We start from the raw sequence: 16827 nt of genomic DNA on the forward strand, positions 1-16827 counted from the left end.
ATTTTTGAGGTGATTTTATTATTTTAGTTAAATTGGCTGATTTATTTGCTTGAAAATTATTACTATAGTATAATAAGGAAAAGAGATAAATGAGGTGAGTCAAATGTTAGCAATGTCATCATTAAGCAGTCAGCCGGTTCCTGGATGGGCTATTAAATCAAATATTAATAACAGCAACTCTCAGTCAAAGAGTATTGATTTAGGTATTAATACTTCTGAAGATGAAGGTATTCAGAATAATAGTCTTGAGAATGCTGTAGATAATTCTTCCAGCTCTGCCGAAGGACAGAATCAAAATTATGAAAACAAAAATGAAAATAGTCCTGAAAATGAATTTAGCGATGCTGAAGAGCGGGAAATTGAAAAGTTAAAACGCAGAGATCGAGAAGTTCGGGCTCATGAGATGGCTCATCAATCTGCTGGTGGACAGTATGCAGGCTCAGCCTCTTATTCGTATACTACAGGACCTGATAATAAACGCTATGCTGTTGGTGGTTCAGTTGATATTGAAACTTCCCCTGCAAAAACTCCTGAGGAAACAGTAAAAAAAGCTGATCAGATTAAAAGAGCAGCTACAGCTCCTGCCCAGCCTTCTGGAGCAGATCTGCAAATTGCAGCCAGAGCTACTCAAATGAAAATGGAAGCACAGGCAGAATTAAACAAAAAAGAAACCAATAGCAAAGATAAAAAAACTAGTAATTCCAGTGAAATCAATAAAAATAAGAAAAATAAATTTAAAAATAAATATTTAATCAATAAAAGAGAAAATTCTTATCATAATTCTACTCGCAAAATATCAGCTAATCAGGGTTTTGCTGCTTAAGCTAAAATCAATATGAATTTTAAAGACTGCTAAAAAATAAAATTTTAGCAGTCTTTTTATTGTCTATGCAACTTTCAATAAAATTGTTTCAAAGGGTCTTAACTGATAATCTAATTTCTTGTTTTTTAAATCCCTGTAATCATGGTCCGGATAATTACTTAAAATAACTTCTTCAACCAGATAATCTAAATTGAGATCGACTTTTTTGTTTTTAAAATTAGCAATTAAAACCAGTTTCTCTCCTGCTTTTTCTCTGAGGTAGGCTATTAGATTTGGATCTGATTCCAGAATAGGCCTGTATTTCCCATCAACAATTATCTCCTGATAAGGGCTATTTTTTCTGAGCTTGATCAGTTTTTTGTAAAAATAAAAAATAGAATTATCATCTTTTAGATTTTCTTCCACATTGATTTTCTGATAATTGGGATTAACTTTTAACCAGGGCTCTGCTTTAGAAAAGCCGGCATTTTTTTCATCAGACCACTGCATTGGAGTCCGACTGTTATCTCTACTCCTTCTCCAGACAACCTCCATCACTTCTTCTTTCCCATAACCGGCCTTTAAAGCTTCCTGATATAAGCCGTGAGTTGCCAGATCCTGGTAATCATCTATATTCTCAAATTTAACATTTGTCATTCCGATTTCCTGACCCTGATAAATAAAGGGGATTCCCCGCTGCAGCATAAAAACAGCTGCCAGCATCTTAATTGAATAATTATTAATTTCAGATTCAGCAAGATATTTATTTAAAGAACGGGGCTGATCATGATTTTCCCAGAAAATTGCCGGTCTTCTATTAGCTGAATAGGTTTTTTGAATTTCGTTTAATCTCTCTTTTAACTCAACTAAATCCCAGTCTCTTTGCTTAAACCACTCACTTCCCTCACTTAAATCTAAATCAACATGGCGGAAATCAAAGACCAGGTCAAAGGGGCCATCATCTCCAGCAAATTCCTGCATCCTTTTATTATCTTCTGCATATAATTCTGCTACAGTCACAATCTGATAGTTGGAAAAAGTCTCAGCCTTTAATTCATTTAATAAGTCCAAAATTCCAGGCTGATTGGCAGAAGCATCAAAAATACTACTCAGGCCGTCAGGTCCATTTACCTTTTGGTCCTTAAACTCATTCTTTTTAATATAGCTGATTGCATCTACTCTAAAACCGGCCAGTCCTTTATCCAGCCACCAGTTTACCAGCTGATACAATTTTTGCCGCAGTTTTTTATTTTCCCAGTTTAAATCAGGCTGTTCTTCAGCAAAGGTATGTAAGTAATACTGCTCAGTCTGCTCATCATAGGTCCAGGCCGAGCCGCCGAAAATTGAGCGCCAGTTTGTCGGTGGGCTCCCATCTGCCTTCGGATCCCTCCAGATATAATAATCTCTTTTTGGATTAGCTTTAGATTTGCGAGATTCCTTAAACCACTGATGCTGGTCGGAACTGTGATTGATTACTAAATCCATCATAATTCCAATTCCTCTTCTGTCAGCTTCAGCAATCAGCTCTTCCATCTCTTCCATTGAGCCAAACTGCTCGGCAATTGCATAATAATCGTCTATATCATAGCCGTTATCTTTCATCGGAGAAGAAAAAACTGGACTGAGCCAGATTAGATCTATTCCCAGCTGATTTAAGTAATCAAGTTTTTCTATTATACCAGCCAGGTCCCCAATACCATCGTTGTTGCTGTCATTGAAACTTTTAGGATAAATCTGATAAATTACTGAATCATGCCACCATTTCTCTGTCATTAAAACCATCCTTATTCCTTAGTATAATGAAGTTTAAAGTATCTTTTTTTGATTTAACTTTTTTAAATAATAGCTTAAAATTAAAGCTGCAGCCAGAATAATAACTAAAAAGACAAAACCTGCCTCAATTGCTATAAAGTCATTAATAAATCCAACCACCCAGTTAGAAAGAACTGTTAAGCCGATCATACCGGCAGTCTGAGCAAAACCAACCACTTTAATTCCACTGCTGTCAAAACTATCTAAAATTGCAGCCTGGAGGGTCGGAACCTGCCCTGCTAAAAAGAGACCAGAAATCGGAATCAAGATTGTAAAGTTATAGCCGCCAATTAAAGCAAGCGAAATCAGGGAGGCTGCCGCCCCACCTGTAATAATTAAAAAATTATAATAGCCAATCTTTTCAACTATAATACTGGCCAGGAATCTTCCCGCTGTAAAGCAGATAAAAAAGAGAGATAAATAAAAGCTAACTGTCAGATCAGATCTGGACTGAGCATCTCTCAAAAAAGGTGCCAGCCAGGTCACAATTGAAAACTCCACCCCGACCTGAAAAAATATAATTAGTGAAAACAAAATTACTTTTTTATCCTTGAGCAGTTCTGAGGTGCTTTTCATTACCTTTTTTCCACTTGATTCAATCTCAGGCAGTGAAGCTGAGTTGAATTCAAAAAAGATAATCACCAGTAAAATAATTGAAAACAAAAATGAATAATTCCAGCTGAAACCAAGTTTTAAAATTGAAGTCACAAAATAAGGGGCAATAATCCCTCCGGCCCCATAAAAAAGATGAAGCAGGTTAATCATCTTACCCCGTTTTTCACTGTAAGAGATTGAAGTGAGATTTACAGCTACAATATTTAAGAGAGTTATACCTGTACCCAGAAAAAAGAAGGCAGTCAGCAGTGTATAATAATTAAAGGAAGCATAAACTCCCGCCAGAGCCAGGGTATTATAGACAACTCCATAAAAGAGAAGTTTTATCAGGCCGAATTTTTCGATTAATTTTCCGCTGCTGAAAAAGATAAGCATTGAGCCAATTGAAATAAAGGAAAGCAGAAAACCAAGTCGGCTGTAGTTGAGGCCAAAATCATCCATAATATATGGACCGACCTGCCCCCTTATATTATTCACAACTCCGTTCATAAACATGATAGTAAATGCAAGTATAATTATCCTCTTTTTATTTTTTGGCATTATGTAAATCCCACCTTATTTTTATTTATATTCAGGCAGCCAGTCTCCATGGGCCTCAATTAAATCATCACATAAATTAACTATTTCGTCAATAGTTAATTCAGAAGCAGTATGGGGATCAAGCATTGCCGCCTGGTAAATATATTTTTTCTTTTTCTCTAAGGCGGCTTTGATAGTCATTAAATGGACATTAATATTTGTCCGGTTGAGTGCAGCCAGCTGCTCTGGCAGTTCTCCCACATGACAGGGAGAAATTCCACTGCGGTCAACCAGACAGGGTACTTCAACCACTGCTTTTTGGGGTAAATTATCAATCAGCCCCATATTTAAAACATTGCCCCCAATCTTATATGGCCTGCCAGTTTCCATAGCTTCCATGATATAAGAGGCATATTCGTGTGTCCGCTCATGTTCTAATTCCTCATTTTTAACCAGCTCATCCCGCATCTCTTCCCACTCAGCAATCTGTTTTTCACAGCGGCGCGGGTATTCGTCCAGCGGAATATTATATTTTTCAATTAACTTTGGATATTCAGATTTAATAAAATAGGGATGATATTCTGCATTATGCTCACTTGATTCAGTTATATAATAGCCAAAACGCTTCATCAGCTCATAGCGGACCAGATCATCATGTGGTGTTTCTCTCGCAAAGGCCTTCTTTTTAATTTCTGGATATAAGTCTTTTCCATTGCAGCTGATCTCTAAAAGCCAGGCCATATGGTTAATCCCTGCAATTTTATACTGCAGATTTTCGGTGCTCATCCCAAGCGGCTCCAGCAGCTGCTCGTGACAGATCTGTACACTGTGGCAGAGACCGACAGTTTTGACATTTGTTGCTCTGAGCATCGCACCAGTCAGAATGGACATTGGATTGGTGTAATTTAAAAACCAGGCATCAGGAGCCACTTCTTCTATATCCTTGGCAAAATCAAGCATCACCGGAATAGTTCTTAAAGCTCTAAATATCCCGCCAATACCCAGTGTATCACCAATTGTCTGCCGCAGTCCATATTTTTTAGGTATTTCAAAGTCAATTACCGTTGAAGGCTCATATCCCCCCACCTGAATTGCATTGATCACATAATCTGCATCTTTAAGTGCGGCTCTGCGGTCTGTATAGGCCTTAATCCCAGCGTAACTGCCGTGGTTGCTGTTGATATTTTTAAGCATCATCTCCGAATCCTTTAAACGCTGCTCATCAATATCATAAAGAGCGAATTCTGACTCCCTTAAAGCCGAAGTTAAAATACAGTCTCCCAGAACATTTTTAGCAAATACAGTACTGCCTGCACCCATAAAAGTTATTTTAGCCATTAAAATCTCTCCTCTTTTTAGTATAATTTTTGAGTCTAAGCCTTTATTTTTTTGAAAATATATTTAATTTGTATTTTTATTATATCCATAGTACTATGTTTATATAAATGGTTTAATGTCAATATCATATGTTATTATGTTGTTTTATTCAAATTTCAGGAGGGAAATCATGGCTGAAGTACAGGATTTAAATATTGAGAGGCTGCATTTAACTGATATGGAGATTCACATCTGTGGTTCTCAACAGTGCAGTCAGGGCCACAGTTATGGTCCGGCAGTTAGAGATTATTTTCTAATCCATTATATCCATAGAGGAAAAGGAAGTTTTAAAGTAGATAAAAAAGAATTCGAGTTAAAAAGAGGTGAGGGATTTGTAATCTGGCCCCATCTTCTCTCTTATTACCAGGCGGATCAGAAAAATCCCTGGCAATACTCCTGGATTGGCTTTACCGGTTTAAAGGCTGAAGATTATCTTAAGGAAGCAGGAATCACAAAAGCAAAACCCTTTTTTAAAACCCAAAAGCCTGAACAGATATCTGCTATTTTTAATCAGATGACTGAGACCGGTAATTTAAAAAAATCAAAAGAGATTAAATTAATGGGACTGCTCTACCTCTTTTTGGCAGAACTTATTGAAAATACAGAGCAGCAGTTAAAAAATAAAGATTTAAAACAGGAGTACTTAAAAAAAGCAGTTAATTATATTGACCGCAATTATTCCCGACCCGATCTAAAAATTACAGATATTGCTTCTTATTTAAGTTTAAACCGCTCCTACCTCTGGCAGCTATTTAATGAGCTGTTGAATATGTCTCCCCAGCAGTATCTGATTGAATTCAGAATGGAAAAGGCTGCCCTCCTTTTAGAAAACTACAAGCTCAAGGTCAAATCAGCAGCTTTAAGTGTCGGTTATGAGGACCCCTTCAATTTTTCTAAGATTTTTAAAAAAACTATGGGGATATCTCCAAGTCATTATAAAAATGGACAAACTAATAGATAAATGCTAAAATTAATTAGAGGAATATTTTTAAAATTAAGTTAAATATATATATATATTAATCACAATTGTACTCTTATCTAAGAAAGGAGTAATAAAAGATGAAAATTGGCATTTTAACTGACAGCACCTGCGATTTAAATCAGGAGATACTAGAAAAATACGGCATTGAAGTCATACCTCTTTCAGTTCATTTTGGTGAAGAAGAATTTCAGGATGGAATTGATATAAAGCCGGATAGCTTTTTTGAAAAGCTGGATCAGAATAAAGAACTTCCTCATACTTCTCGGCCAGCACCAGCTTTATTTGTTGAAAAATATAAAAAAATGCTTCAAAAATATGATCAGCTGCTTTCAATTCATGTTTCTGCTGCCTTAAGTGGAACCTATGAATCAGCAAAACTTGCAGCCCAAGAAGTAAATGTTGAAAAGATTAAGGTTATCGACTCTGCTACTATTTCCCTGGGATTAGGAATGCTTACTGTGCTGATAGCTAAATTAATCGATAAAGATAAGCAAATAGATGAAATAATAAAAATAGTAAATCAGGCCAAAAAAAAGCTGTATCTCTATTTTACAGTTAAGGATCTGACATATATGGAAAAAGGTGGTCGTATCGGTAAGGCCAGCTCTTTTTTAGGTTCAATATTTAGTATAAATCCAGTAATTTCTATCAGTACTAAAACTGGAAAAGTTAAACCTATTGCTAAAGTAAGAGGTCAACACAGGGCTCAAGACAGAATTATTGAACTTATCAAAAAAGATTTAAAAAATGAAAAAAATGCCTGGCTTGGTTTTGCCCATGGAAACCGCAAAGACGATCTGGAAAAAACTAAAATTAAACTGATAAAAGAACTTAAAGATGAAAAAAATATAAATTTAAAAATTTACGACAGCAGAATCAGTGCCACTCTGGGCTGCCATGTTGGACCTACAGTCTATGCAGTTATTGTCTTGAGTGGAGATTTTTTAGTTTGATATTTATTTAGTTTCAAATAAAAATGATTTTAAAAACAAACTGGTTTATAATCGATTTAATTTTCTAAATTTTAAACTTAATAACTAATATTTACTGACAATTATCTTTTCAAATGAGGTAATTGTCTTTTTTTTGCTAAAATTTTTTAATTTTTTTCATAATTGAAATCACCGAAATAACGGTAATTTTCAGACTTTATCCAAATTTGGTTCCAAATTTTTTAATTTTTTTCACCAAAAAAGCAGGATTTTTGGATTAAGTCAAGAATACGTATATTAGAGAATATTAAAAATATAAATTTTTTAACGGAGGTGGTCATTTAAAATCTTATATTTTTGTTATTCTGGTCAAAATCATAAAAAAACTTAGGAGGAATATTATATGTCTATCAAAAAATCTTTAATCTTATCTTTAGCTCTCTTTTTTGTTCTCACCTTAACTTTTTCATCAGCTGCGGAAGAACTTGTTTTATGGCATACCTCATTTACCAGTGAATGGTCAGGTTTAGATGAAACTGTAAATTTCTTCGAAAATAATACTAATTTAGATGTTTCAACTGATTATGGACCTCCTCTCTATCGTGATATTTCACAGCAGTTTATCGTCCAGGCGAAAACTGGAAACCCGGATGTTGTTGAAGGGGTACTAGAGCAGATGTTTACTTATGCAAAAGCAGGTTTAATTATGCCCTTAAATGATTTCTGGAAAGGTTATGAAGATAAAGATCAGTATTTAGATAATGTCATGGATGCAGTTACAATTGACGGAGAAATTTACGCTATTCCCTATAATACCAATGTAAGATTACTTTTATATAGAAAATCAATTTTTGAAGAATATGGTTTAGAGGTTCCTACTAACTGGGATGAACTTGTAGAAACAGCTTCCTATATTTCTGAAAATGTAGAAGGAATGGATGGATTTATGTTTACAACTAAGGAAAGAGAAGTTAGAGCCTTCCAGGAATTTATGTCCTTCTACTTACAGCTAAACAAATCTATGTTTGATGTATCTGGTGAAAATGTAAAAGTTACTGCAACAGTTGATCAGTTAGAAGAGGTATTAAACTTATATGACAAAATGTTTAGCTCTGGTGCAATTTCAATGGACAATCGTGGTGCTGACTGGAAAGCATTAGATTACGGATATACTTCTGGTAACCAGGCAATGGTAACTGTTGGCCCCTGGATCTGGTCCCACCGTTATGAAGATGAAGCAAGGGCTGAAGTAATTGATGATACAGGTATTGCAGCTATTCCAGTTAATAAAAATGGAACTCCTGGAACTTATATGGAAGTTAAGCCAATTATGATAAATAAATATACTGATAATCCAGAAAAAGCATGGAATTTAGTTAAAGAAGTAACAAGTAAGGACTTCCAATTATTAGTTGACTCTAATGCTGGTGTGCTATCTCCTCGTAAAGATGTAATGGCAGAACCAAAAATGGCAGATAACTGGTGGCTGCAGGGTTTCAGTAAATTTGCAGATACTGGTGTTGCCCTGGACCCAATCAGCTGGGAAAGACCACAAAATGCAATCATAGGTGCAATTCAGGAAGTAATTTATGATGAAGGAAGCCCTGCAGAAACTGCAGAAAAACTCCATCAAGAATTATCAGATATTGCAGCTAATTTATAAGCTAAAAGAGAATAACCCTCCGGACAGGTCAAAATGGCCTGTCCTCCCTTAAAAAATTTTATCTGACTTTTAAAACTTAATTTTCTCAAGGAGGCAGCTTTATGATTAATAATAAAAAAAATAATTTAAAGGGCTATTTAATTCTATTACCAACTCTTTTGGCCTTTGGCTTAATTATTTTTTATCCCACTGTTAGAGCATTTATACAAAGTTTTACAAACGCAAGTATTTACAATGAAGCAAGTTTTATTGGTCTAGAAAACTATATCAAAGTCTTAAATAACCCGGAATTTTGGACAGCTTTTATGCACACTTTTGTTCTTGTTATTTTGGCAGTTTCCTTACAATATATTCTAGGAATGGCAATGGCACTTTTATTAAATGAAGATCTCAAAGGTTTAGGCTGGGTAAAATATACAATTATGATCCCCTGGGTTATTCCTGTAGCTTCAACTGTTGTTATGTTTGACTGGCTGGTTTTACCTGACTATGGACTTATAAATATGATCTTAAAAAATATCGGACTAGGACATTTAACAAGATACTGGTTTGGTGATAAAAACTTTGCCTTTCCTCTAATTGTGATTATGCATGTCTGGCGGAATATGCCTTTTTATGCTATTACTCTGTATGCAGGCTTAAAGTCAATTCCAAAATATTATTACGAAGCAGCTGATATTGATGGAGCATCAGCCTGGCATAAATTCTTTTATATTACCCTGCCAAACTTAAAATATCCATCAATGATCGTTATTGTACTGCATGTGCTCTGGACCTTTAACAACTTTGATTTTATTTATCTTTCTACTGGTGGTGGCCCTGTTGGCTCAACTGAAGTTTTGGCAACCCAGATCTATCAGACAGCCTGGAACTACTATGAATACGGACACGCCTCAGCAATGGGTATTTTAATGATGCTGGTGATGATGGTCTTTTCCATCTTTTATATCCGTCTTGTAAGGAGTGATGACTAAATGCACCAAAAAAAATCAACTCTTATTTTAAAATATATAGCTCTAATCAGTCTAACAATGTTTATTTTAGTACCCTTTATCTGGCTTTTTTATTCATCCTTTAGAACTGAGTCAGCTATGTTTTCTGGCAAATTTTTTGAAAATCCCAATGGCTTAATGATCAAACACTACTTTAATGTTTTTCAGTCCGGTGGCGGCACAGGTAATTTTATCGGGTATTTTAAAAATTCAATTCTAATTGCCTCAATTACAACAATTGTAGTAGTAACGATCTCTATTTTCGGAGCCTATTCTCTTTCCCGTTTTCAGCTAAAATTTAAAAATGCCTTTATAATTACCATGCTTTTATCCAACATGTTTCCCTGGGTACTTTTGGTAATTCCTATTTTTGGACTGCTTTTTTCTATGAATTTAATCGACAGTTATGCTGGAATAATCTTTACCCACATCATCTTAGGTCTTCCCTTTTCAATCTGGCTGATTAAAGGCTATTTTGATGGAGTACCCAAAGAACTTGATGAGGCAGCAATGATCGATGGTCTGGGACCATTTCAGACTTTAATTAAAGTTATACTGCCGGTTGCAGCACCTGGTATAGTAGTAGCTTCATTCTATTCTTTTATGGTTTCCTGGGGAGATTTTCTCTTTGTTTCTGTTATCTCTCAGTCGATGGCAACTAAAACTCTGCCAATTGGTTTAAATAACTTTTTTGGTTCAACTCAGGTAGCCTGGGGTTCAATCAATGCAGCCACAGTTATTTCTATAATTCCAACAATTTTATTATTCTCAATGCTGCAGAAATGGATTGTAGAAGGCTTAACAAGTGGTGCAGTTAAAGGTTAAATAACTGAATCTAATCTATATATAAATTTAAAAACAGAAGGGAGAAAAATTATGGCAATTGATTTTAACCAGGAAAAAAATTTATTTCACTTAAAAACAAAAAATACAAGTTATATTATAAAATTAGTTAATGGCAAATATCCTGCTCATCTCTACTGGGGCAGGAAACTTGATGGTAGTTTAAATTTTGATCATAAAATTTTATATGGGGACCGTCCGGTAATGACAATCATCAAAGAGGATAATCTTTCTTTAGAACTGCTGCCTCAGGAATACCCGGCTTATGGAAATACAGACTATGGAGTACCAGCTTATAAGATACTGCAGGAAAATGGTTCCAGAACAACTAATGCCCTCTATTCTAAGCACAGAATCTATAATGGCAAAGCCGAGCTTAGCGGGCTGCCGGCCTCTTATGCAGAGCAAGATGATAAGGTAAAAACTTTAGAGATCGACTTAATTGATCAGACAGCAGATTTTAAAATAATTTTAAGCTATACAGTCTTTGCAGACTATGATATTATAACCCGCTCAGCTAAAATTATTAATCAGGGAGAGCAGAATTTAAATCTGCAGTCTGCTCTATCGATGAGCCTTGATTTTGAGGACAGCAATTTTGAGATGCTGCAGCTTTCTGGAGCCTGGGGTAGAGAAAGATACCTCAAAACCCGCCCCCTTATCCAGGGCTTACAGCAGATAGAAAGCAAAAGAGGTGCCAGCAGTCACTACCAGAATCCATTTCTTGCCCTCTGCCGTCCCAATACCGATGAATTTAAGGGAGAGGTATTTGCAGCTAATTTAATTTATAGCGGCAACTTTAAGGCTACCGTTGAAGTTAACCACTATGACCGCACAAGATTATCTCTAGGAATCAATGATTTTGATTTTAACTGGCTTTTAAAGACTGGCGAAGAATTTCAGGCACCTGAGGCTGTGCTCGTCTATTCAGACCAGGGATTAAATCAGATGTCCCAACTTTATCATCAGTTTTATCAGGAGCGGCTTGTTAAAAGTAAATTTAAGGCTGAAGAGAGACCGGTGCTTTTAAATAACTGGGAAGGAACATATTTTGACTTTGATGAAGAAAAAATTGTAGAAATGGCAGCAATTGCAGCTGAATTAGGAGTAGAACTATTTGTGCTCGATGACGGCTGGTTTGGCAGACGCAATGATGACACCTCCTCTTTAGGTGACTGGTATGTTAACAAAAATAAACTTCCAAATGGAGTCAGCGGTTTGGCAGAAAAAATAAATAAATTGGGACTCGATTTTGGAATCTGGGTTGAACCTGAGATGGTTTCTCCAGACAGTGATCTCTACCGCGAACATCCAGAGTGGGTAATAGAAGTTCCAGACCGTCCAAATTCTGAAGGAAGAAATCAGCTGATCTTAGATTTTTCTTGTCGGGAGGTACAAGATTATATTATAGATGTTTTAACAAAATTATTTGCCGATTCTAATATCTCATATGTGAAATGGGATATGAACCGCAATATGACTGAAATTGGTTCAAATAAACTGGCTGTTGAAAGACAGCAAGAAACTGCTCACCGCTATATGGTGGGGCTCTACAGAGTTTTAGAAAAATTAACTTCTCAATTTCCAGATATATTATTTGAAAGCTGTGCCAGTGGAGGTGGCCGCTTTGATCCGGGAATGCTCTATTATATGCCGCAGACCTGGACTAGTGATGATACAGATGCAGTAGAAAGATTAAAAATTCAGTATGGTACTTCCCTGGTCTATCCTATTTCTTCTATTGGAGCTCATATTTCTGCTGTTCCCAATCATCAGCTTGGCAGAATTACCTCCTTAGATATGAGAGCAGATGTAGCTTACTATGGTGCCTTTGGTTATGAACTTGATCCAAGAGAACTTAGTTTTAAAGAAAGGGAAATTGTTAAAAAACAGATTAATAAGTTCAAATCCTTAAGAAAACTGATCCAGTATGGAGATTTCTTTAGACTGCTCAGCCCCTTTAAAGGCAATGAAACAGCCTGGATGACAGTTTCTAAAGATCAAAAAGAAGCTTTTGTCAGCTACTATAAAATTCTGGCTGAAGCAAATGTATTCAGTGGGAGCTTAAAGCTCAAAGGATTAAACCCCGAATTTGATTATTATATTAAGGTAATAGATAAAACACTGAGCGGCAGTCAGCTTCTCTACTCCGGGCTACCCATTGGAGAGCTAAAACAGGAAGATTTCAGCTCAAAAAGCTGGCATTTACAAGTAATATAAGTTATTATAATAAATGAGGTAAATATTTTTCTTAAAATTTAAAGTTAGGTGATTAATTATGGGAGTAACCTTAAAAGATATAGCCGAAAAAGCTGGTGTCTCAATTTCTACTGTCTCACGGGTAATCAATAATGATCAGTCAAGACCTGTAAGTGAACATACAAGTGAGATTGTCTGGAATTATGTAGATGAACTCGGTTATAATAAGCATAAAAAGAATAATCAACAGCAGACAACTAATACTAAAAGTATTGGATTTATCTTAAATGATACACCAAAAATATATAATCACCCCTTCTTTTCAGTTATGCTGCAGGGTTTAGAAGATGAAGCCCGCAAACAGGGATACTCTATTGCCTTTTCCTATACTCAGGCAGATCTGGAAGTTCCTGCAATAGAGCATAAATTAGTAAGTCAGGAAGAGGCTGATGGAGTAATTATAATTGCAGAATATATTGAGGAGAAATTCTTTAATGAACTAAAAGACAGCTTCAAAAATATAGTTATTTTTGACAATCGAAATCCCGATATCCATGATTATGATGCGATAAATGTACGAAGGCGGGAAGCAGCAGCTGAAATAGTAGAATATTTAGTTGAGCTGGGTCATCAGGAGATTGCCTTTATCGGGGCAGCTTTGATTGGCTCAAACCATGATACTGTTGTCCATGAAGACCGCTATTTGGGATTTGCAGATGTGATGCAGAGACATGGTCTGCCGATCAGAGAAAAATATGTAAAAAAAGCTGACTGGGAAATGGACCTGGCCTACGAAAAAATGAAAGAAATACTGAAACTTGATGAACTCCCAACAGCAATTTTTGTGGCCAGTGATTATATGAGCATCGGTGCTATAAGGGCTATTCATGAAGCAGGACTTGAAATTCCAGATGATATCTCAATAGTTTCTTATGATAATATTAAAATGGCCCCTTTTACTAATCCCCCTCTAACAACTGTTCATGTCCCTAAAGAAGAAATTGGGAGACAGCTGGTTAAAACCTTAATTGACCGGATAAATGGTGAAATCCACATGCCATTACAGATTATTGCACCAACTGAATTAAAAATAAGAGAAAGTGCAGCTCCTCCCCGAAAATAAGGGAGACTGCACTTTTTTAAAGATTTATATTTATCATTTTAAATCATTTAATAATCTATTAAAATCACTCAAACTTTAATCCCACTGATCAAATAAGAATTATAATCTATATCTCTGATTTCGATGTTTTTAATATCCCTTGCTTCCAGCATCGATTTCAGATTTTCACTTTTAACTCGGTGATGAAGTGGGGGACCTTCTTCCCTCTTAGCAGGATCCCACTCTATAAAAACAACTTTAGAACCTTTTTTTAAAAAACTAAAGTAATTATCTAGAAATTTATTTCTTTCCTCTACTTCATGAAAAAGATAAGCAAAAAGCATAAAATCAGCCTTCTGATGAAGATTAGCATCATTATCTTCACTTTTACAGATTTCTATTCTATCTGTTAGACCAGCCTGCTGAGCTCTGTGTTTTAAATCTAAAAGCATATCAACTTCAACATCAACAGAATAAACTTTTCCCTTTTCACCAACAATTTCTGCTGCCGGGAGCGAGAAAAATCCATTTCCAGCCCCAATGTCCATAAATATATCCCCTTCTTTTAACTTTAACTCTGATAAAAGCTCAGCCGGCTTTAAGCTTTTAAGTCTTTTTTCTGCAAACAACTTTTTCTTTTTTGCTGGATGAAACCTCTTACCTGTCATAAGACCACTCCTGTTCTCTAATTAATTTCTTTAAAACTAATTTTTAAAATATATTTTAAAAAAATTTTTATTTTTTATTTTCTCTAAATTATCTTTAAAAATATTATAACTAAAATTATCTAAATAAAAAGTAAAAGACCCTACATCTTTAAAGATTGTAAGGGCTTTTACTTAATCTATATTAATTTAATAAGGAGCTAATTTATTTGGTACCGGGTACCTGGGATTTTTTTCAGGTACCCGGTGCCGTTATTATGCTATCTCTTTGCTTCCCAAATATCACACCAAACATTTTCATTATAAGAACCTTTAAAATCAGATTTACCCATTATCTTTTCAATAGTCTGTCTGATAATTTCACTTGTATTTCCGTGAGCATTGATAAAAGTTTTAACCATAGGTACATCAATAAAGTGGTTGGTATAATTTAAGGAAACAAATACTGTTGGAATTTCAGCAGCATACCAGGGAACCTCATTATCCATTGGAGACTTCCACTTAATCCTGTAATTATTCTGCTGGGCATAACCCCTAACATCAGCAAAAACAAAAGCTGCATCATATTTATCACGATATTCCATTATTTTACCTTTTTCACGGGATTCACCTTCGTTTAAATCAACCTCAAAACCTGCCTTTTCCAGTTCTTCAATAATTCTTTCTCTGGATGAGGTATCGCTATTATAAATTCCACCAAGCTCTCCATAGAGATAATATAATTTTATTCTTGGATGAGTCTCCGGGGTTATCGGCAGCTGATCCAGGCTGTCTTTAACCAGAGTAATTCCCTGATCGGCAGCCTCTGCAGCCATTTCATGATGTTCCTTCTGACCAATTATCTCAAGCTTATCTTCTGCCGGTACTAACTGATCAGCCTCCGAATTCTGATGAAGATTAATTGCTGCTTTGAGTCCTAAAATTCTTTCCAGTGCCTCATTTAATCTTTGATCTGTAATTACTCCATTTTTGTAGCCTTCCAGCATAAACTGAAAATCTTCTTCCTTATCATTAAAGAATAAAAACATGTCACAGCCAGCAGCTATTGCACCAGGGACATAATCCTTTCTTGACATAGCAGCTGTCATTCCTAGCATATGTGAGGCATCTGTAACTACCAGACCGTTAAAGCCCAATTTATCTCTTAAGAGATCATTTAATAACTCTGAAGCCAGAGTTGCCGGCATAATATCCTGTTCGCTTAATTCCGGGTTCAGCTGTTTTGAGTATTCCGGCATTGCAATATGACCGGCCATAATACTCATCAGACCATTGTCAATGTGGTGTTTGTATACTTTACCAAAAGTCTGATCCCATTTTTTTGGCTCAAAATCATTAATTCCTAAAACCAGATGCTGATCTCTTTCTTCAACACCATCACCGGGAAAATGCTTAACACAGGTAGCAATTTCACCAACTTCGCTGTCTTTTAAACCTTCAAGATAGGCTGAGGTATATTTAATTACCTTCTCCGGTGTATTTCCGTAGGCTCTGGTGTTAACAATTGTATTCCGCCAGTTATATAAAATATCAACTGAGGGATCAAAATTCCAGTTTACTCCGAGAGCTGCTTCTTCTCGACCGCTGACCAGACCTGCATTATAGGCCACTTCTTCTGATTCTGAGGCCTCAGTCATTGCTCCACTGGCAATAAAAGTTCCATTTGTTGAAGCACCATCGCCACCATTATCACAGTTGGCTGCTGCCAGCAGTGGAATTTTACTTGCTGCCTGCATATCTTTGATAAAATTATAAACTTCTTCAGATCTTTTACTGGCATATCTGATTCCACCAACATGATACTTCTTCACAATTTCTGCATTATCCGGATCAGCCAAATCACCATGAATCCTGGTGATAAATAACTGGCCGATTTTTTCTTCCAGTGACATTTCAGAAATTGTGTCTTTTACCCATTTAATATCTTCATCATTTAAATAAAAAGGCTTTGCTTTTAAATCTACCATAATTACCTCCGTTTTTTTACTTTAAAATAAAATTAAATTTTTTAATCAGCTTTTCTTCATATTCACCCTGATAATTTCCACTGAAAAACTTTTCTGCTGCCTGATTAGCAAATTCTTGCCAGGATTCTTCTTCCTCACAGGGCATTATCGGATAAAATAATACTTCATTTTTCTCAGAGGCTCTTAAATCTCCCGGTGCATCACCGATCATTAATACTTGATTTTTATCATACCCTTTTGCCTTTAAATCCTTAATGTTAGCTGCATTGTTTCTGAAAAGTCAAGTAAATTTTAAAAATACTTTTGTAGTCCCAGGTATTTTATGCAGCTGTTGATTTTCTCTTTCGATTGAGTCGT

At 35.7% G+C, this 16827-nt stretch carries 14 protein-coding genes; 8 read left to right on the top strand and 6 right to left on the bottom strand.

The genetic code is table 11. From position 1 onward, the window contains the following. Positions 1 to 103 precede the first annotated feature (103 nt). On the top strand, positions 104 to 823 hold the full coding sequence (locus DFR80_RS03845) for a putative metalloprotease CJM1_0395 family protein (RefSeq protein ID WP_084566055.1): 720 nt from the start codon (positions 104 to 106) through the stop codon (positions 821 to 823). A gap of 63 nt (positions 824 to 886) precedes the next feature. Here the strand turns inward: DFR80_RS03845 and DFR80_RS03850 are convergent, their stop codons facing one another. Genes DFR80_RS03850 through DFR80_RS03860 form a run of 3 tightly spaced genes read right to left on the bottom strand, consistent with a single transcriptional unit; the run spans position 887 to position 5086 of the window. Next, positions 887 to 2575 carry an alpha-glucosidase gene (locus DFR80_RS03850; protein ID WP_114489249.1) on the bottom strand — a complete coding sequence of 563 codons (1689 nt, stop codon included), beginning with the start codon at positions 2573 to 2575 and terminating at the stop codon, positions 887 to 889. A 33-nt stretch (positions 2576 to 2608) separates the two neighbouring features. Next, positions 2609 to 3769, bottom strand: a complete 1161-nt coding sequence (locus DFR80_RS03855; protein WP_114489250.1) for a sugar MFS transporter — start codon at positions 3767 to 3769, stop codon at positions 2609 to 2611. Positions 3770 to 3790: 21 nt separating this feature from the next. Next, the gene (locus DFR80_RS03860) at positions 3791 to 5086 is read right to left on the bottom strand and encodes an alpha-glucosidase/alpha-galactosidase (RefSeq protein ID WP_114489251.1); all 1296 of its coding nucleotides are present in this window, start codon (positions 5084 to 5086) and stop codon (positions 3791 to 3793) included. A 169-nt stretch (positions 5087 to 5255) separates the two neighbouring features. On the opposite strand from DFR80_RS03860, the gene DFR80_RS03865 reads away from it, so the two are divergent. The 7 genes from DFR80_RS03865 (at position 5256) to DFR80_RS03895 (ending at position 13859) form a co-directional block, all read left to right on the top strand. Continuing rightward, complete coding sequence (locus tag DFR80_RS03865; protein ID WP_076543758.1) at positions 5256 to 6086, top strand: AraC family transcriptional regulator; 831 nt, start codon at positions 5256 to 5258, stop codon at positions 6084 to 6086. A 98-nt stretch (positions 6087 to 6184) separates the two neighbouring features. Beyond that, the gene (locus tag DFR80_RS03870) at positions 6185 to 7060 is read left to right on the top strand and encodes a DegV family protein (protein WP_114489252.1); all 876 of its coding nucleotides are present in this window, start codon (positions 6185 to 6187) and stop codon (positions 7058 to 7060) included. A gap of 382 nt (positions 7061 to 7442) precedes the next feature. Next, positions 7443 to 8702 (top strand): ABC transporter substrate-binding protein, encoded by a 1260-nt coding sequence (locus DFR80_RS03875; RefSeq protein ID WP_114489253.1) that lies wholly within the window; start codon positions 7443 to 7445, stop codon positions 8700 to 8702. A gap of 101 nt (positions 8703 to 8803) precedes the next feature. Further along, positions 8804 to 9676 (top strand): carbohydrate ABC transporter permease, encoded by an 873-nt coding sequence (locus DFR80_RS03880; RefSeq protein WP_076543761.1) that lies wholly within the window; start codon positions 8804 to 8806, stop codon positions 9674 to 9676. Next, positions 9677 to 10519, top strand: coding sequence for a carbohydrate ABC transporter permease (locus DFR80_RS03885; RefSeq protein ID WP_114489254.1), 843 nt, complete (start codon positions 9677 to 9679; stop codon positions 10517 to 10519). It abuts the gene before it with no gap. Between the two features lie 51 nt (positions 10520 to 10570). Then, complete coding sequence (locus DFR80_RS03890; RefSeq protein ID WP_114489255.1) at positions 10571 to 12757, top strand: alpha-galactosidase; 2187 nt, start codon at positions 10571 to 10573, stop codon at positions 12755 to 12757. A 58-nt stretch (positions 12758 to 12815) separates the two neighbouring features. Continuing rightward, a complete protein-coding gene (locus DFR80_RS03895) occupies positions 12816 to 13859 on the top strand; it encodes a LacI family DNA-binding transcriptional regulator (RefSeq protein WP_114489256.1) in 1044 nt (347 codons plus the stop codon). A 68-nt stretch (positions 13860 to 13927) separates the two neighbouring features. Here the strand turns inward: DFR80_RS03895 and DFR80_RS03900 are convergent, their stop codons facing one another. From DFR80_RS03900 to DFR80_RS03910, 3 genes are all read right to left on the bottom strand, one after another. Beyond that, positions 13928 to 14506 carry a class I SAM-dependent methyltransferase gene (locus DFR80_RS03900; RefSeq protein ID WP_114489257.1) on the bottom strand — a complete coding sequence of 193 codons (579 nt, stop codon included), beginning with the start codon at positions 14504 to 14506 and terminating at the stop codon, positions 13928 to 13930. A gap of 257 nt (positions 14507 to 14763) precedes the next feature. Then, complete coding sequence (locus DFR80_RS03905) at positions 14764 to 16470, bottom strand: glycoside hydrolase family 3 protein (protein ID WP_076543814.1); 1707 nt, start codon at positions 16468 to 16470, stop codon at positions 14764 to 14766. 16 nt (positions 16471 to 16486) lie between these two features. After that, positions 16487 to 16681 carry a hypothetical protein gene (locus tag DFR80_RS03910; protein ID WP_114489258.1) on the bottom strand — a complete coding sequence of 65 codons (195 nt, stop codon included), beginning with the start codon at positions 16679 to 16681 and terminating at the stop codon, positions 16487 to 16489. Positions 16682 to 16827 lie beyond the last annotated feature (146 nt).

Source organism: Halanaerobium sp. ST460_2HS_T2 (assembly GCF_003337665.1).
GTDB lineage: Bacteria > Bacillota > Halanaerobiia > Halanaerobiales > Halanaerobiaceae > Halanaerobium > Halanaerobium kushneri.